This window comes from Mesorhizobium sp. B2-7-1 (assembly GCF_006440735.1).
Taxonomy (GTDB): Bacteria; Pseudomonadota; Alphaproteobacteria; order Rhizobiales; family Rhizobiaceae; genus Mesorhizobium.
Map to the genome: position 1 here is coordinate 1 of NZ_VFUA01000034.1, position 17,625 is coordinate 17,625.

Below are 17,625 nucleotides of genomic sequence, written 5' to 3' on the forward strand. Positions count from 1 at the left end.
GGCATTGTGCTGCCGGAAGAAAGCCTGCAGTTCCGGCGAATTTTCGAGCGCAGTGTCGCCATTCTGCGAGCCCCAGGCATACACATAGTCGAACGCGGGCGACGGAACGAGCTTGGACCAGTGATCGACCATGACCTGCTCCTGAGTCGCCGTAGGCATGACATGTTTTCCGCCCGTGTCGGTCATCCAGCCGCCGCCGCCGAAAGCCTGATAGATAGGAACAATCTTATCGGTCGGGATGCCGGATTTCACGGCCGCGGCCACGGCTCTGTCGATCATGTCGTAGTCGACGGTGGTTGTGCCGGTGCGCACCGGATAGGGATCGACACCATAATAGTCGATACCGGTATTTGCGGGATTATAGGTGTTGGTGAAATCCGGATTGGTCGAAGACCCCATGTTCATCATCGTGATGAAGGTTTTCGCGCCTGGGAAGTGTGAGTGTATCCAGTCGGATTCGGCCTTCAAAGTTGCCGCGCTGGCATAGGTTCCCCATTTGCCCGTAGGGTCCGGCTCATCCATGAGATAGAACCCGAACACCTTCGGATTGTTGAGAAAAGGGGTGACCTGATCGATGAAAGACTGGGTGACGCCGTCATGGGCGCCCAGATAGACCAGCGCCTTCATTCCGTCGGTGAGTTCATTCACTTGGGAAAGGTATTGAACGTCGACGAGGTTGAATCCAGCGGTCGCAACCGCGGCGGCCGAACCGCCAGACGCATAGTGCAGAGTTGCCATGCTTGTTCCTTCTTGTAATTCGGCAACGCCCCCTGCACCGTTTGCCTAGACGAAAGCTATATTAGACAGAAATCACATACCGATTTCGCCGGTCAAAATAAGTGATCAAGTTCCGCATCTTCCTTGGCACCCTCGAAGAAAAGCTCAATGTTTTCAGTGCAATCTCGCTTCGTCAATCGAGTTATCACGAAGCTTTCTCCTAACGTTATCCCCGCTTTTCACCGATTTACTGCCCCATTTTGGGACAGAGCCACGATTTCGCTTCATTTGGGTTAAAGTAGGCTGCATTAGCGACGCCTCACGTCCGGTAATCGCTCGGACCTGCATATCCATGCAATCAAGGTTTCTCATCTCGGGCAGCGTCAACAAAGCCGCGCGGTTATCCGCGTGAAATCGGATGGCAATGAAGACCAAGCAAGAATTCTCCTCCCTTTTACGGATCGCGATGTCGGACTGCGCCCAGGGCTTGTTTGGCGTCGGGCTCTTTTCCGCGGTGACGAACCTCCTGGCGCTGACCGGGTCTCTCTATATGCTCCAGGTCTATGACCGGGTGCTGCCCTCGCAGAGTGTTCCGACCCTCGTCGGGTTGACGATTGGAATGTTGGGCCTCTATGCCGCTTACGGACTGCTCGACTTCATTCGGCTTCGCCTGTTGGTCCGTATTTCCAGCCGGCTCTACAGAAACCTGCATCAAAGGGCATTCGCCATTTCGGTGCTTTTGCCGCTCAAGGCAGGTCGGGAAGCAGACCGGCTCGATCCGTTGCGGGACCTCGACCACCTGCGTGGCTTTCTTGCGGGATCCGGGCCGACAGTCATCTTCGATGCACCCTGGATCCCTTTCTATCTGCTAATCATCTATATGTTGCACCCCTCGCTCGGCGTGCTGGCCACGATCGGCGCTCTTGCGGTGGTGGCGCTAACCGCAGTCGCGGAAATCTTCGGCCGCAGGCCTGCCAGACTGACATCCGAAGCCATGATCTCGCAGCGCGCGCTGGCCGAGTCCGGCCGTCGCAACGCCGAGGTCATCCAGGCGATGGGCCTCTCTCCCAGGCTGGCGAGGCGCTGGAGCGACATCGTTCATGGCTATCTGGCGCATCAGGAGCGGCTCTCCGACATCATAGGAGGGACCAGCTCATTGTCGAAAGCGCTGAGGATGGCGCTGCAGTCTTCAGTGCTGGGCCTCGGCGCGTACCTAGTCATCGGGGGCGAAGCGTCCCCCGGCGTGATCATCGCATCATCGATATTGCTGGGCCGCGCGCTTGCTCCGGTCGATGCGGCGATCGCAAATTGGAAAGGCTTTCTGGCGACACGGCATAGCTATTTCCAACTCAAGGCCATGTTGGACTCGTTCGAAAACCCGATCGAGCCTTTGGAACTGCCCCGGCCGCAAACGCGGCTGACCGTCGAGACGTTGACGGTAGCGCCGCCCGGCGCGCGAAAGCCAACCGTGCTCGACGTAAGTTTTCAGCTGTCGCGCGGCGCGGGCATGGCCATCGTCGGCCCGAGCGGTTCCGGGAAGACGACGCTGGTGCGGGCCTTGGTCGGGGCCTGGAGACCGCTCAACGGCAACGTAAGGTTGGACGACGCCCCTCTTGATCAGTGGAACCCGCACTCGCTCGGCGCTCATATCGGCTATCTGCCGCAGGATGTTGAACTTTTTGACGGGACGGTAGCGGACAACATCTCCCGGTTCGGCGGCAAGAGCGATTCCAAGGGTGTGCTCGCGGCCGCCAGGGCCGCAGGCGTCTACTCGATGATCATGCATCTGCCGGAAGGTTTTCAAACTCGTATCGGCGAGGGAGGCAGGGCCTTGTCGGCAGGCCAGAGACAATTGATCGGGCTTGCCAGGGCGCTCTATGGCGAGCCGTTTCTCGTTGTCCTGGACGAGCCAAACTCAAATCTCGATGTCGAAGGCGACGCCGCGCTTGCTGGCGCAATTCTGGCCGTCCGCCAGCGCGGAGGTATCGTTGTTGTCGTTGCACACCGTCCGTCCGCTCTCACCAACATCGATCAGGTTCTGGTGATGTCCAACGGCATGGTTCGCACCTTTGGCTCTCGCGAGGAGGTGTTGGCGAGCATCGCACGACCACCCTCTTCCGCCACGCACCGCCCCTCCCCGGTGATTCCCATCCAAAGGGGCGTGAGCGGACATGCGTGATGTTCTGCCTCGCGTTTTTGCGTTCCTGCCATGGTACAGCCGGTTCGACGCTGGTGTGCGCTCTACGGGCACGAAAGTGCTCACGCCCCCCGGCAACCTCGGACCTAGCCTGGCGCTCGGGCTGATGGTGACTTGCTTGCTGGTCGTTGGCGGAGGGCTGTGGCTCGGCTTGACCCAGATAGCGGGCGCTGTGATCGCACCCGCGACCGTCGTGGTCGAAAGCAACACCAAAAAGGTGCAGCACCAGGCCGGCGGCACGATCAGCGACATCCTTGCGCAGGATGGCGATCATGTTCGGGTCGGAGACGTGTTGCTCAGGCTGGACGATACGCTGGCGCGGGCAAACCTTGAGATCATAAGCGAGGATTTCGATCGCGCCACAGCACGGCTCGCCCGACTGGAGGCGGAGCGTCAGGGGCTGACGACAATGCAGCTTCCAGCTGCTCTTCAGGCGGAGATGGACAAGCCGGGCGTGGCGGCCCTGGTCGATGGCGAGCGCGCCTTGCTCCAGACGCGAGCGTCGGAACTGGCTGGTCAAAAAACGCTGCTGCGGAGCCAAACCGAGCAGATTGAGCGTCAGCTCGAAGGACTGAAGGCCCAGCAGGCCGCGATGGACGAATCCGCTGCTTTGCTGGGCCGCGATCTCACCGATGTGGATTCTCTCTACTCCAAGAAGCTGGTTTCGAAAGAGAGACTCAGCAACGTCAGGTTGGACGCGACAAGGGCCAAAGGCGAATCCGGGCGGCTGGCGGCGGCCGTCGCGGAAGCCCAAGTCAAGATCACCGAAACCGAGCTGCAGGTTCTGCAGCTTGACGAACAAAGGCGAAGCGAAGTGACGAAGGAGCTCCGCGAAACGGAAGCCAAGCGGACCGAGCTCGACGAACGCAAGATAGTGGCTCAGGACGAGCTGACCAAAACTGAAATCCGCGCCCCGCAATCGGGAACGATACAGCAATCCTCCGTCCACACGATTGGCGGTGTAATCGCTCCCGGGGAACTGCTGATGACAGTTGTCCCCGATGCGGACAATCTGGTCGTGGACGCGCTCATTCCTCCGGCGCGGGTAGATGACATTCGGTCAGGTCAACCGGTCTCGATCCGTTTCCCGGCCTTCGATGCCGGTACGACACCCGCCTGCCAGGGCGCGGTGAAGTGGATTTCCGCAGACCTGATCAAGGACCCGCAGCGCCAAGCGCCCTATTTCTCGGCACGCATCAGCGTCGAGAACAGGACGGGTTGCCTGAGGGACGCGAAGGTGCTCAAGCCCGGCATGCCGGCCGAGGTTCACATAAGCACAGGCCGGCGCAGTGTCTGGTCTTATCTGTTGAAGCCGCTCACCGACCAGATGTCACGCGCTTTCCGGTAGGCAAATATAGAGTCCAATTCGGCGCCTCCGAAGGCCTGCAAGGCGGCACCCGGCGATCGGATTAAATCATCCCGCCAGTCGCAGATGCCGTTCGAAAATGGCGAGCTTGTCACCGTAGGGCAGCCGAACCGTTTCTTGGCATCGCTCGCACTTGAAGCTCGTAATGCTCTTGATCCAGGAGCCTTTCTTGACCAGCAGGACGTGACAGCGGGGACATTGGAAGGTCAGATCCTGGTCGAACAGGCGATTGGACAAAGCCATTGCGTCCCCCCAAAATGAATCGGCCATGCAGAACATTCTGAATGCGCGCGTCTAGGCCTATAAGTGTCCTCCCAAGAGACCCGACCGGACCATGTGTTTGAGACGGCCGGGTCTCACCTCGCCTGAGGGTGGCAAGGCAATGTACATTGCGCCACCTTTGCGCGCTCTGCTTTAACCTAGGTGATTCCCGACACTGCCCCCTCCGCAGGTCGCGGCCACCACTCCCCGCCTTCGCGCGTCTTAGTCTCCAGAAACGCGGGGCCGTTGCCTGTGTTGGCGCTGACGTCAGGAACATCGGCTTGCTCTAGGGGTTTTCTCAGGAGGCATCGCGTTCCCGGGTGGACCATGGCCGAGTTGGCATTTGCGTTCGTGTATTTTTCGGGGCTGACGGGCCACGACATGGTAGGCGCTGTCGTGTCTTTGATGGCGGGGCTTCTTCTCTACAACATCGTGCGCGAAGACCGCCCAAACCGATAGCGCCGAAACGATACCAGGTCGACGACCGAGCGGCCCGGCTCGAAAGCGGGGGGTGCCCACGAGCCGGGCCTGACCGGCGGGGCACGGACTAGATACAGGGCGCCGGCTGATATTTGTCATATCAGCTTATGCTAAAATAATAGCCCTTCGAACGAAGGACGTTTGAACCAGCCGCCGGCGGGACGCGAGGGCGTGCTGATTGCGGAACCTCCACTCGGACGAGCTGCCACGACCCGCTTGCGGGCTCCATCAAGACCGAGATGGTCAGGTATTTTGGAGCTTGCTGAAAGCCATTTCGGCAATTGCGATATCGTGCAAAGTTTGGAACGCCTCGGCCCATGCCGGGCTAACAAGCTCAAGCCGCGTGTCGCTTGCGTGGCTTTCCCCTATTCGCAGGATGAAGCATTAGATGTTGCTGATATGATGCTGTCAGCCGGCTGGACTCACAACTGCCCGGTCAGGCCCGGCAATCGCTGGCCGCACACCCGACGGCGGCTGCCGGGCCGCTCACCGTCACAGCATCCAACATTGCGCCGTCCAGCGTGAGAGTATGGTTGGCAAACCGTGTATCAAGCGCGATCGTTCTCCATCGTGCCCAAGGTCTTTGCTATTTGAAAAGCGTTGGCAGTTCGGCACCGCGGCGCGCACCTGCTACGGGTTGGCACTTTGGCTCGGCAACCGCCGCGGCGACGTCGCGCGCCTGCGCTGGGATCAGAGAATCACTCGTCGTGTGTTCATCGATGGCATCGAGCGTCACTTCGATGGGTTTGATATCGTTCAGGCCAAGAACAAGGGACGAACTGGTGGCAAACGGCTCTTCGTGCCGATCACACCGATGCTGTCTGAGATTCTAGATGCGGCCGACAGGCGCGGCGAGACTGTCCTGGTCAACGGCTATGGAGAGCCTTTCTCCGCCAAGTCGCTGACTGGAATGATGGCGCATTGGTGCAAGCTTGCCGGCATGCCGAAGGGCCTGACCCTCCATGGCTTAAGGAAGTCTCTCGGTGTTTGTCTGGCCGAGGCAGAGGCTTCGACCAGGCAGCTCATGGACGTGCTCGGTCACGACGACATCGATCATGCAGAACTCTATTCGCGCGAGGCATCGCAGGTACGGCGGCAGTCCAAGGGATGGGTCGTGCGTCTCGTGACGCGCAAGCCGATGCTTGGCGAACCTATTGGCGAACCTCGTGGCGAACCACCCTATAAAGCCTTGATAAATAACGATAGTGGTGGGCCCGGAGGGCGTAAGAAAGTCCCTGATTTCATTGACTTTTTCGTGGGTCAAAATCCGAATTCTTCCCGTATAGTTCCGCATGGTCCCGTGACGCATAAACCTTTGCGAGCATACGGGCCCTTCGGAGCCATGTTGACCGGGTTCTGCACCGAGCAGCTGATCGGGTCGGTGATTGGCGCTTGCTTGGAGAAGTCGACGCCAAGCGCCTGCAATTCGTCGATGCATTCAGACACATTTTTTCGGCTGGCACGGTTGGGCGGGGCAGCGGTGCCTGCGCGGCAGGAATTGGCGCCAGTGGGCCTACGCTGTCGGATGAGGCGCCGCCTCCGGCCGCGGGCTCGGCACAGGCGATTGCCTTGAGGCGAGCCCCTCGTCGAGCGACTCGTCTGGCCGGATCTGTGGTGTGGGCGCGGTCGCCGGCAGCTCAAGCACCTTCGCACCTGCTTCGGCGCCGAGCGAGATGGCAACGGCTGCCGTCACCGCCGTACCGAGCGCGCGGATTCTCCCAAAAACCTTTGCCATGCATCTAAAGTTGTGTCGCTAAACGCTCACCGCAACGGCTGGTGACTTTACAATGAGATGAGCGACTGTTTCGGGGCATTGGCACGGCAGGCCAGCATCTCCATCGAAGACGGCCTTCGGCCAGGAGGAGGCAGCGCGTCGAGGCGAATGCGATGGCGAGATCGCCAAGCTCACAGCGCTTCGCGATAGACCGGCGGGCACGATACGCATCACGGTGCCGCCCACTGTTGAAATTGCTAATGGGTCTCGCACACTCTATCGCTAGAACCATCGAAAGAGTTCTCTCCGGAACTATTGATCTTGGGTGGGGGTGACTATTGCCTAGACAGCAGACCGTCGCGGCGCATCAACCGAACTTTAGGCAAACCGATGCCTTTCGGCCAGGGCGTGTCTTCGTCTCTCTCTTGGTCGTCAGTTGTGTACTCATATCCATGCCGACGGCGGTCCAGGCTCACATAATTCAGTCTTGATCTGGGGGGTTCGGCAGCGGGTTCGAGCATCCGTTGACCGGCCCCGATCATTTTCTGGCGATGTTCGCCGTCGGCCTATGGGGTGCTCAGATCGGCGGACGATCAATATGGACGCTGCCTGTTGCCTTCCCGCTGATCATGGTTCTCGGCGGCATCGCCGGCATTGCGGGAATCCCTCTACCCGGCGTGGAGATCGGAATCGCGCTTTCGATCATCGCGCTAGGACTGGCCATTGCATGCGCCTGGCGGCCGGCGGAATGGATGGCCTTGCTGTTGATCGCAGTGTTTGCGATCTGTCATGGATATGCTCACGGTGCGGAGCTTCCGAACGCAGCCGATCCAGCCGACTACGCAATCGGGTTTGTCATCGCCACCGGCTTGATCCATCTTCTTGGCATCGGGGTCGGGCTTGTTCTAGGCAAGCCGTTCGGCGGACGGCTATCGCAAGCGCTGGGCGGGCTGATCGCGGTTGGAGGCGTCTATTTCCTTGTCACTTGAGAAGGACACCGAGCGAACAACGCCGGGGGCTCTGCGCTGGTCCGGCCCCCTGCTGGCATTCCTCGGGATTGCCTCGATCTGCGCTCTCCTATTGGAGACGCGATCCGAGCGGTCGGTGACGACATGGTGGATTCTCAACAGTGGCCTTTCCGCAGAACGGGTCATGCCGCTTGCCGGATTGGGTGTGGCGATCGCACTGGCGCGCGGACGCCACGTGGCTGCCGCACTGGCAACATTTCTCCTGGGCGTCGTGCTCGGAATTGCCTTTCGTGATCGGTATCTCGCCATCATGGCGGACGTCCCCGGGGTGACAACGCACCTTTTCCTGACCGGGCCAGTTTCGGCGCTCACGGCCGGCCTGCTGTTGATCCTGCCTGCCCGCGTCAGACGATGGATTCTTCCCGTTGGCGCCATGTTGATCGGCGCGATGCTCGGTGTCGCCACAACGCTGACCGACCCCACCTTGCATGATCCCGCAATTTCGATGGTCGCCACGCTTATCGGTTTGTGGATCCTGGCTGCCATTGGTCTCAGCGGGCACGCCTTCTGGCACGGCTGGTTTCCGATTGCCGCGCGCATCCTTGGCAGCTGGCTGATTGCGATTGGCCTTCTTCTTGGCGGCGCGGCAATAGCCTCCAAGCCTCCGGTGCTTGCGCCACCGCCTCCGCCGGCGTCGTTCACCGAAGGCGGAGCAAACCGCTTTGAAACACCGTTTCCGGGCATCAATCGGCAAGGCGACCGTTCACGGAACGCTGCAAGGCCATCCCTTCCGTGAACAAGCGCTGTGAGGTTGCCGGGGAATTTCGGTCGACCGTCCTTGCATGGCATTTCTGAGGGTCCGCCGCCAACGGTTTGGCGGGGGAATGAGCCCGAATACCTCAGCCTCTCCTATCCCTTCGCTTTTCCTGAACGGCCGATCGGGGCCCGGTATTTTCCAGCGCATGAGCCACATCCGTTTCGCGCACATTCTCTATGGGCTTCAAAATGCGGATGGACCGGGTCGGCATGTTTGCCACTATGATGCCGATGACCGTCTCGACGTCCGGGCATCCCTGATCGCGGCAGATGATTTCATTCACCGAAATGGTCATATCTTCGGACCAACCGATATGGGCTCTCACCCAATCCTTGATTCTCGACGAAGAGGGAGGAACCGTTCTGCTGCGAGGCGCCAGCGGATTGAAGAATGGTATCATGCACGGCACGCCAGAAAGCCGTCTTCGATGATGTCCTTGCGCAGGTTACGGCCAATGAACACCAGACGGCTGACGCGCTCTTCGTCTTCCTTCCAAGGCCGCTGATGATCGCCCTCCAGCAGCATGTGGACAGCTTGCACGACGAAGCGGTCATTGTCTTCCTTGAATGCGAGGATGCCCTTCATGCGCAGAATGTCCATTCCGAAGTGCTGCGTGATCATCCCGATCCATGGCATGAACTTTTGAGAGTCGAGCGGGTCCTTCGTCACCAACGAAAAACTCGTCACGTGATCGTCGTGTTCGTGCTCGTGAAACACGTCGAGAAAATCCGGCTCAACCTCGAGAATCCGATCGAGGTCAAAGGCGTTCCGCTCTAGAATCTTTTCGAGATCGATACCGCAGCGCTCCGTGCCATGGATCGCTGCGGTGGGGTTGATGCGGCGGATGCGCTCCTCAACCTGTTTCTGCTCTTCGGCTGAAACGAGGTCGGTCTTGTTAAGGAGAACGATATCGGCGAAGGCGAGCTGTTCCTGAGCCTCATGCGCTTTGTCTAGCTCGCCTAGGAGGTGTTTGGCATCGACAACGGTGATGATGGCGTCCAGCCTGGTCTTTGTGCGCACATCCTCATCGACGAAGAACGTCTGCGCGACCGGCGCGGGATCGGCGAGGCCGGTGGTTTCCACGAGGATCGCGTCGAACCGGTCGCGTCTGCGCATCAGACCTTCGATGATGCGGATCAGATCGCCACGAACCGTGCAGCAGATACATCCGTTGTTCATCTCGAAGACCTCCTCGTCGGCATCGACGATCAGATCGTTGTCTATGCCGACTTCGCCGAATTCATTGACGATCACGGCGTACTTCTTGCCATGCTTCTCGGTCAGGATGCGGTTGAGCAGCGTGGTTTTCCCGGATCCAAGATAACCGGTAAGCACGGTTACTGGAGTGCGCTCGGCAGGCATTGACATCAATCTTTCCTTCCAAATGATGATCTGGATTCTCAGAGAATTTGGAATCTGCCGTTCAAAGGGTTGCGTTCGCTTCGAAAAGGCAGTCAGCGCATAGCCCGCTAAGTTCGAGGCTCACAGCCGAAATTTTAAAACTCTGGCGCCGCGCCCCTTCGGCAAGCCGGCGATCGATGATGTCGTCGCAGAACTCCGTGACCCGGCCGCATCGTTCGCAAATCGCCAGAATTGCTGTCCCCCGACCATGGGCATGCGGGCCGGCGCATAGCACGAACGCATTCAGGCTCTCGATTTTGTGGACGGTACCATCCTGGATGAGTTTCTTGACCGCCCGATAGACCTGCACTGGCGACCGGATGCCTTGCGGCCTGATTTCATCGAGGATGTCATACGCGCTGACCGGCTTCCGGGCATGGGAGATGACCTCCAACACCAGCTTTTGGTTCCTCGTTAGCTCGGGTATCTGCCCCACCGTCGCGGTTTGCCCATATGATCGACGAAGCATAGCGGGTCACATTCGTTATGAGATAACGTAACGATTCTTTGTTGACGTACGTAATAACATAACGTATCCGTCCGTCAACCTCAACGTTCCGGAATGCTCTCGTCAAGCCAAGCCTGGAGAAACGTCATGCCGATCGCAGCACGGCGAAGATTACCTGTCACGGTCCTTTCCGGCTTCCTCGGAGCCGGAAAGACCACGCTTCTCAATCACATTCTCAACAATCGGGAAGGGCGGCGCGTCGCTGTCATCGTCAACGATATGAGCGAGGTCAACATCGATGCCGCTCTCGTTCGCGATGGTGGAAACCTGTCGCGGGCCAACGAGCAACTGGTGGAAATGACCAATGGCTGCATTTGCTGCACGCTGCGCGATGACCTCCTCAAGGAAGTGCGCGCGCTTGCCGAACAGGACCGTTTCGACAACCTCTTGATCGAATCGACAGGCATCTCCGAGCCTCTTCCCGTTGCCTCCACCTTCGAGTTCCGCGACGAGGAAGGAGGGAGCCTTTCGGACGTTGCGCGCCTCGATGCGATGGTAACCGTGGTCGACGCGGCCAATTTGCTCAAGGACTATGGGTCGAGCTATTTCCTCAGGGATCGCGGAGAGTCGCTTGGCGATACCGACAATCGGGCACTCGTCGACCTTCTCGTCGACCAGATCGAATTCGCCGACGTCATCGTGCTGAACAAGATCTCGACGGCGAGCAGGTCGGACCTTGATTCCGCCCGGAAGATCCTGCGTGCGCTCAATCCGGACGCGCGCATCGTCGAGACCGACTTTGGTGCGGCGCCGCTTGGCTCCATTCTCGATACCGGTCTCTTTGATTTCGAAAAGGCGCAGGAGCATCCGCTTTGGTTCAAGGAATTGAATAATTTCAAGGACCACGTTCCGGAAACTGAAGAATACGGCGTCCGCTCGTTTGTCTATCGGGCACGCCGACCCTTCGTCCCTGCACGCTTCAAGGCTTTCATAGACCGCGAATGGCCGGGAGTCGTGCGGGCGAAGGGCTTCTTCTGGCTGGCCACACGACCGCACCATGTCGGAGAGATCAGCCAGGCGGGCGCGCTGGTCCGCACTGAGAAACGGGGCCTTTGGTGGTCGGCTGTTCCGCAGGGGGAATGGCCCGAGCATGATGAATGGCGCGAGTCCATGCGATCCTATTTCGATCCGATATGGGGTGATCGCCGACAGGAGATCGTAATCATTGGGGTGCACCCGATGAACGAAATTCGGATACGTGCCGAACTCGATTCGTGTCTTTTGGACACCGATACATTCTTGCCAGACCAGTGGAAAAACCTCCCCGACCCGTTTCCGCTCTGGGTAAGAGAAGCGGCATGAGCCAGGCACCCTCGCAAAAGCGGCGCGGCCTGTTGGTCCGATCGTTTCTCGTCTGGTCAGTCCTCGAGCGTTTGGGGGTCGTATGCGTTATTGTAATAGCGCTTTGGCTGATGGTTGCGTGGGCGGTTTCGCTGCCGTGACCGATTCCCCCATCCGTCTTTCGGACGTTACGGTTGCCTATGACCGGCATCCCGCGGTCCATCACCTTTCCGGTTGGTTCGCGCCTGGAAGCATGACGGCGATCACGGGGCCGAACGGCGCCGGCAAGTCTACGCTGGTCAAGGCGCTCATGAGGCAGCTTCCCATCGCCGAAGGTCATATCGATCTCGGCGGCCTCGGGTTGCGTGACCTTGGCTATCTTCCACAGGCCGCCGAGATCGACCGAAGCTTTCCTCTCACCGTTGCGGATACGGTCATGCTCGGCGCCTGGCATCAGACAGGTGCCTTTCGCGGTATCACCGCGGGCATCGCAATGAAGGCCCGCAAGGCTCTTTCAGCGGTTGGACTCGAAGGTTTCGAACGACGGCATATAGGCTCCCTCTCGGCCGGGCAGTTCCAGAGGATTTTGTTTGCACGCCTGCTGCTCCAGGACGCCAAGGTTTTGCTGCTCGACGAGCCGTTCACGGCCATCGACGCTCGCACGACCCGTGACCTCATGGATGTATTGCTTCGCTGGCATCGTGATGGCCGAACGATCATCGCCGTCCTGCATGATTTCGAGCAGGTCCGGGCACATTTTCCGCAAACGCTGCTGATTGCGCGCGAGCCAATCGGCTGGGGACCGACCGCCTCGGTGATGACGGCGCAGAACCTGCTCAAGGCACGCGCCATGGCGGAAAATTGGGACGAGGCAGCGCAGGTTTGCGCGAGCCCGCACGAGAACGCAGCATGAGCCTGCACGAGTTCCTGATTGCACCGTTCGTGGAATACGGCTTCATGCGCCGCGCGCTTGTCGCCTGCTTTTGCCTCGGGCTTGGTTCAGGACCAGTCGGCGTGCTTCTGATGCTTCGGCGGATGAGCCTTGTCGGCGATTCGCTCAGCCATGCAGTCCTTCCAGGCGCGGCGATTGGATTTCTCTTTGCCGGCTTCTCCCTCACGGCCATGGGCGTCGGCGGCTTGATCGCGGGCCTTGCCGTTGCCATCCTTTCCGGCATCGTCAGCCGCACCACCTCCCTGCGCGAGGACGCCAGCTTTGCCACCTTCTATCTCACCTCGCTCGCCGCCGGGGTGCTGATTGTCTCGTTGCGTGGCTCCAGCCGCGATCTTCTGCACGTGCTTTTTGGGACCATTCTGGCGATTGATGCTCCGGCGCTTTATCTGGTCGCAAGCATAGCTTCGCTGACCCTGCTCATCCTTGCGATCGTCTATCGGCCGCTGATCGTCGAGTGCTTCGATCCAGGATTCTTGCGGGCAGTCGGTGGGCATGGCTCGCTCCACCACCTGAACTTTCTCTTTCTGGTCGTGCTGAACCTGGTTGCCGGTTTCCAGGCGCTGGGCACGCTTATGGCTGTCGGTCTGATGATGCTGCCGGCAGCCATCGCCCGCCTTTGGACACACACCGCGCCGGCTATGTTTGTGGTCGCCGCCTTGACCGCCGCCGTCGCTGGCTTCGTAGGGCTGATCGCCTCTTTCCATCTCGGCTATGCGTCGGGGCCGTGCATCATCCTGACCGCCAGCCTCTTCTATGGCGTTTCGCTGCTCGCCGCCCCGTCGGGAGCCGTGCGGCGTCTATTTCCCCGCCCTCACCTGACGGGCTGATCAAAGGAGATCCATCATGAACAGACTGAGACTCAACACCACGATAGGCCTGGCGGCTTTAGCCGTTCTTGCCATGGCCGCAGGAGCGTCGGCCAAGACGCTACAGGTCGTGGCGAGCTTCACCGTGCTTGCCGATGTCGTCCATGAAGTCGGCGGAGATAGCGTAGAGGTCAAGACCATCGTTCCTACGGACGGCGACCCGCATGAGTACGAACCCACGCCGGACGACGCCAGGAACCTGAAGGCCGCCAATGTCGTCTTTGTCAGCGGCGAAGGGCTCGAAGGCTGGATGGATCGCCTGATCAGCAGTTCGGGCTATACAGGAACGCCCGTGGTTGCCTCCGAGGGCATCGACAAACGCACAATGGAAGAAGACGGCGCCACGATCACCGACCCGCATGTCTGGAACAGCCCGCTCAATGTGGTCTTCTGGGTCGACAACATCGAGAAGGCGCTTTCCGCGGCCGATCCAGAAGATGCCATCCATTTCAAAGCGAATGCCGAGCGCTACATCAAAGAACTGCGAGAACTCGACACCTATGCTCACGCCAAGATCGATGCGCTCCCACAAGGGGCTCGCAAGGTGCTGACCAGCCACGACGCCTTCGGGTACTTCGGGCGCGAATACGATGTAACCTTCCTGGCGCCGCTTGGGTTCTCAACTGAAGCTGAAGCATCGGCCGGCGACGTCGCGAAGCTGATCGACCAGATCAAGAAGGAGAATGTGAAGGCTTACTTCTTCGAGAATTCCAATGATCCGCGGCTTGTCCGGCAGATCGCCAGCGCGACCAACGCACAACCCGGTGGTGAGCTCTATGTTGAGGCGCTGTCGAAGGCCGAAGGGCCGGCGCCAACATATGCCAAGATGTTCAAGTACAACGTAGACCAACTCGCTAATGCCATGGCGAAGCAGACGATGGCGCAGCAGTAGCACGCATCCTGCGGGACAGGCGGTCAACCCTTGTCCCGCACGGGCCTTGGTTTTGTGCCGAACCTATCGGTCATCCGGGTCTGTTGCGGATAGTTCGTCCGTCGATCGCAGCAGGTGGCCGGCATGTTCCAACACCAAACGCCTGCTCAATTGTTCAGGATTGCGACAATCAGGGCACCTGTCGGCCCCAGAACTCCGAACAGCGCCAAAAGAGTGATTATGTTTTGCGATCAGCTTAGCCAGTTTCTCATTTTGCTCCTATCTTGTCGATATGTGGCGCTGAGAAGCTGGCTGGCGACGGTCGCCCCAACCGATCGCACCGTGAGGGTGATTGAGGCTGCCCCGAGATTCTTGTATCGCGATCAATTTGCAGGCCCATCCACCCGGTGGGTTCTTCTCGCTACAACTTCGCAGTGCGAAATCCACCGCGCGACACCATGCCTCCGGCGAAGCCGCTAATCAGGTAGACGGCAGCGCCCAAAGCGGTGATCCAGAAGCTCGTCGGCCAGTCGGTCAGGAAGGCAAGCGACAGGCTGATCCAGGCGATGGCGACGGCAAGCAGCATCGAGGCGATGATGCCGGCGAGCACGCCGCGTGTCAGCCTCAGCGCGGTTGCCGCGGGCGCCACCATCAGCGCGAAGACGAGCAGCACGCCAACGATCTGCACCGCTTCCGCCGTGGCGACGGCGACCAGGATCATGAACAGGGTCGAGACGAGGTTGAGTGGCACGCCCCGTGCTTCGGCGAGTTCCGGCTGCAGGCTGGCGAACAGCAGCGGCCGGGCGATCGTCACCAGGGCGACGAGGATAACCACTGCCAGCATCGCAAGCACAATGACGGTGCGCAGGCTGATGCCGAGCACATTGCCGAACAGCACATTCGTCGCCTGCGAGGCGAAGGCGGTGTAGAAATGCAGGAACAGCAGGCCAAGGCCGAGCGACAGCGTCAGCACGATGCCGATGGCAACGTCGCGATGCGCGCGCTCGCCGAGCAGGCCGATGCCGATGCCGGCGACGACGGTGAAAACGGTCAGGCCGAAGAACGGCGACAGACCGATCAGGCCGGCGCCGGTGGCGCCGGGAAAGCCGACATGGGCGAGCGCGTGGCCGGCGAAGGTCTGGCCCCTGAGGACGAGGAAATAGCCGACCGTGCCGGCGACGATGCCGACGATCGTGCAGGCATAAAAGGCATTGCGCATGAATTCATAGTCAAAGATCGTGGACATGCGCGCCGCTTTCCAGTTCCACATCGTCGGCCATGACAAAGATGCGCCCGGCGACCCGCACCACATTGATTGATGTGCCGTAGAGTTTCGACAGCACCGGCCCGCTGATGACCTCGTCGACGGAGCCGATCGCGGCCTGGCCATTGCCGAGATAAAGCACAAAATCGACGGCGCGCAGCAGCGGATTGATCTCGTGCGAGCAGAACAGCACAGCAATGCCGAGACGGTCGCCGACCTCGTGCACGAGGTCGATGATGGTGCGCTGATGCGCTGCGTCGAGGCTGATCAACGGCTCATCGAGCAGCAGCAGTTGCGGATCGCCGATCAGCGCCTGGGCGATCAGGATGCGCTGGCGCTCGCCGCCGGAAAGCTCGGCCAGCGGACGCCGAGCGAGGTCGATTGCCCCGACCTCCTCAAGCGCTTTCCAGGCGGCTTCCTTCTCGGCTGCCGACGGGACCGGCCAGCCCCAGCGATGCCCGCCGGCTGCGCTGAGTACGAAGTCCAGCCCGCTGATCCCCATATGGGTCAGGGCGCGTCGCGCTTGCGGCATATAACCAATCGCGGGATTGCCGCGTTTCGGCGCCCGGCCAAGCACGGAGATGGCCCCTCCGGCCGGCTTGATCAGGCCGAGTATGGCGCGCAGCATCGTCGTCTTGCCGGCACCGTTGGCGCCCAGAAGGCCGACAAATGCGCCTTGCGGAATCGAAAAGGAGACGTCGGAAAGAACCCGGCGTCCCCCATAGGTAAGCGTGACCTGCTCGAATGCGACGGCGCTCATTGGGTGCGGGCTGCGAGCGCCTTCTGGACTGCGTCGATCTGACCGCCGAACCAGGACTGGATCGTCTCGCCGGCCGGCTCCGTTTCGGTCACGCCAATGACAGTGACCTTGTTCTGCTTGGCAATGTCGAGCAGCCTTGTCGTCGCCTCGTCCGTCACTTGCGAATTGTAGAACAGGATCTTGGCCGAACCGTCCTTCAGGCTTTTCTCGAACGCCGCCACCTGGGTCGGACTCGGCTCGGCGTCGTTCATCAGTGCCACCTGGAAGTCGTAGTTCAGCATTTTGAGACCTAGGGCTTCTGCCATATAACCGAAGACCGGCTCGGTAGCGGTTACCTCGGTGCCGGCATAGGTCTTCTTAACGTCGGCGATCTCCTTGTCGATCGCATCCAGCGACGACTGGAATTTCTTCAGATTGGCCTCGTAATGCACCGCGTTGGCCGGATCGCGCTTCGACAGGTCGGCGGTGAGCGCCTTGGCGACCGCCGGCAGCGTCTCCGGGTCGTACCACAGATGCGGATTGTCGCCCGGCTTCTTGCCGATCAGGTCAGCCGCAACGATGGTCGTGCGCTCTGGCTTGGCCGAGGCCGACAGCAGCTTGTCCATCCAAGGATCGTAATCGGCACCGTTGTAGATGATGATCTTGGCATCGGCGATGGTGCGCGCCGTCGACGGGCTGGTCTCGAACAGATGCGGATCATCGTCGGGATTGGACAGAATGCTGGTCACCGCGACATGGCTGCCGCCAATCTGGCGGGCGAGATCGCCATAGAAATTCTCCGCTGCCACGATGTTCATCTTATCTTCAGCCCGGGCAACGGTGCCGGTCAGCAGCGGCGCTGCAACGAGAAGGGCGGCCAGAAAGGGGATGGAACGCATTCCTTTGATCTCCTCGGACGGTGATTGAAGCGCAATTTTCGCTGGATGTAATGGTATAACGCTACTGATATTGGATTTGTGTTAAAAATGTGACCGGGCACGCTGCTTCCTCTCTCCGTGAATACACAACCCTGTGAAAACCTACCGCGCCACTCGGAATGACGCGAACATGCCACACGTCCAATCCGGTGAGTCCGGAACGACTCAAAGATCACTTCGCGGCAGGCCTCGAAATCGTTCCCGATTGATTTCTATGAGGGGTTCGAGTCCACGGCGTGGGCAAGGAAATAATAAGCAAGTAAAATCAGTTACTTAGATGAGTAT

14 protein-coding genes and 3 pseudogenes are annotated in these 17,625 nt (G+C 59.9%); 9 read left to right on the forward strand and 8 right to left on the reverse strand.

The features are described 5' to 3' along the window. Positions 1-738 (reverse strand): annotated as a pseudogene (locus FJ471_RS15085) (calcium-binding protein); the annotation flags it as partial. A gap of 403 nt (positions 739-1,141) precedes the next feature. Between FJ471_RS15085 and FJ471_RS15090 the strand changes: the two are divergent. Then, positions 1,142-2,896 (forward strand): type I secretion system permease/ATPase, encoded by a 1,755-nt coding sequence (locus tag FJ471_RS15090; RefSeq protein WP_140804377.1) that lies wholly within the window; start codon positions 1,142-1,144, stop codon positions 2,894-2,896. Then, positions 2,889-4,262, forward strand: coding sequence for an HlyD family type I secretion periplasmic adaptor subunit (locus FJ471_RS15095; RefSeq protein WP_140804282.1), 1,374 nt, complete (start codon positions 2,889-2,891; stop codon positions 4,260-4,262). The genes FJ471_RS15090 and FJ471_RS15095 overlap by 8 nt, the downstream gene beginning before the upstream one ends. 66 nt (positions 4,263-4,328) lie before the next feature. Here the strand turns inward: FJ471_RS15095 and FJ471_RS15100 are convergent, their stop codons facing one another. Further along, complete coding sequence (locus FJ471_RS15100) at positions 4,329-4,550, reverse strand: hypothetical protein (RefSeq protein ID WP_246684735.1); 222 nt, start codon at positions 4,548-4,550, stop codon at positions 4,329-4,331. Positions 4,551-5,550: 1,000 nt separating this feature from the next. On the opposite strand from FJ471_RS15100, the pseudogene FJ471_RS15105 reads away from it, so the two are divergent. From FJ471_RS15105 to FJ471_RS15115, 3 genes and pseudogenes are all read left to right on the forward strand, one after another. Further along, positions 5,551-6,144 (forward strand): annotated as a pseudogene (locus tag FJ471_RS15105) (tyrosine-type recombinase/integrase); the annotation flags it as partial. A gap of 1,097 nt (positions 6,145-7,241) precedes the next feature. Continuing rightward, a pseudogene (locus tag FJ471_RS15110) lies at positions 7,242-7,724 on the forward strand (HupE/UreJ family protein); the annotation flags it as partial. Then, the gene (locus tag FJ471_RS15115) at positions 7,714-8,499 is read left to right on the forward strand and encodes a hypothetical protein (protein WP_140804286.1); all 786 of its coding nucleotides are present in this window, start codon (positions 7,714-7,716) and stop codon (positions 8,497-8,499) included. The pseudogene FJ471_RS15110 and the gene FJ471_RS15115, both read left to right, overlap by 11 nt. A 103-nt stretch (positions 8,500-8,602) precedes the next feature. Here the strand turns inward: FJ471_RS15115 and FJ471_RS15120 are convergent, their stop codons facing one another. The 3 genes from FJ471_RS15120 to FJ471_RS15130 form a co-directional block, all read right to left on the reverse strand. Next, entirely contained in the window at positions 8,603-8,815 is a 213-nt protein-coding gene (locus FJ471_RS15120) for a hypothetical protein (protein WP_140804288.1), read from the reverse strand. A gap of 101 nt (positions 8,816-8,916) precedes the next feature. Next, positions 8,917-9,888 carry a GTP-binding protein gene (locus FJ471_RS15125; RefSeq protein WP_140804290.1) on the reverse strand — a complete coding sequence of 324 codons (972 nt, stop codon included), beginning with the start codon at positions 9,886-9,888 and terminating at the stop codon, positions 8,917-8,919. Positions 9,889-9,943: 55 nt separating this feature from the next. Then, on the reverse strand, positions 9,944-10,390 hold the full coding sequence (locus FJ471_RS15130) for a Fur family transcriptional regulator (protein ID WP_140804292.1): 447 nt from the start codon (positions 10,388-10,390) through the stop codon (positions 9,944-9,946). A 126-nt stretch (positions 10,391-10,516) separates the two neighbouring features. Here FJ471_RS15130 and zigA point away from each other — a divergent pair, with 126 nt between their 5' ends. From zigA to FJ471_RS15150, 4 genes are all read left to right on the forward strand, one after another. Continuing rightward, positions 10,517-11,731, forward strand: a complete 1,215-nt coding sequence (gene zigA, locus FJ471_RS15135; RefSeq protein ID WP_140804294.1) for a zinc metallochaperone GTPase ZigA — start codon at positions 10,517-10,519, stop codon at positions 11,729-11,731. 136 nt (positions 11,732-11,867) lie between these two features. Further along, positions 11,868-12,623 (forward strand): metal ABC transporter ATP-binding protein, encoded by a 756-nt coding sequence (locus FJ471_RS15140; RefSeq protein WP_246684737.1) that lies wholly within the window; start codon positions 11,868-11,870, stop codon positions 12,621-12,623. After that, positions 12,620-13,489, forward strand: a complete 870-nt coding sequence (locus tag FJ471_RS15145) for a metal ABC transporter permease (RefSeq protein ID WP_140804298.1) — start codon at positions 12,620-12,622, stop codon at positions 13,487-13,489. Before FJ471_RS15140 ends, FJ471_RS15145 begins: the two co-directional genes overlap by 4 nt. Positions 13,490-13,562: 73 nt before the next feature. Next, complete coding sequence (locus FJ471_RS15150; RefSeq protein ID WP_246684736.1) at positions 13,563-14,420, forward strand: zinc ABC transporter substrate-binding protein; 858 nt, start codon at positions 13,563-13,565, stop codon at positions 14,418-14,420. A 400-nt stretch (positions 14,421-14,820) separates the two neighbouring features. Here the strand turns inward: FJ471_RS15150 and FJ471_RS15155 are convergent, their stop codons facing one another. The 3 genes from FJ471_RS15155 to FJ471_RS15165 are packed head-to-tail and all read right to left on the reverse strand — an operon-like array spanning position 14,821 to position 17,301. Beyond that, positions 14,821-15,645: a metal ABC transporter permease gene (locus FJ471_RS15155; protein ID WP_210242027.1), complete on the reverse strand. Its 825-nt coding sequence runs from the start codon at positions 15,643-15,645 to the stop codon at positions 14,821-14,823. Continuing rightward, positions 15,629-16,423: an ABC transporter ATP-binding protein gene (locus tag FJ471_RS15160; RefSeq protein ID WP_140804302.1), complete on the reverse strand. Its 795-nt coding sequence runs from the start codon at positions 16,421-16,423 to the stop codon at positions 15,629-15,631. Before FJ471_RS15160 ends, FJ471_RS15155 begins: the two co-directional genes overlap by 17 nt. Continuing rightward, a complete protein-coding gene (locus FJ471_RS15165; protein WP_140804304.1) occupies positions 16,420-17,301 on the reverse strand; it encodes a zinc ABC transporter substrate-binding protein in 882 nt (293 codons plus the stop codon). The genes FJ471_RS15160 and FJ471_RS15165 overlap by 4 nt, the downstream gene beginning before the upstream one ends. Positions 17,302-17,625: the final 324 nt, after the last annotated feature.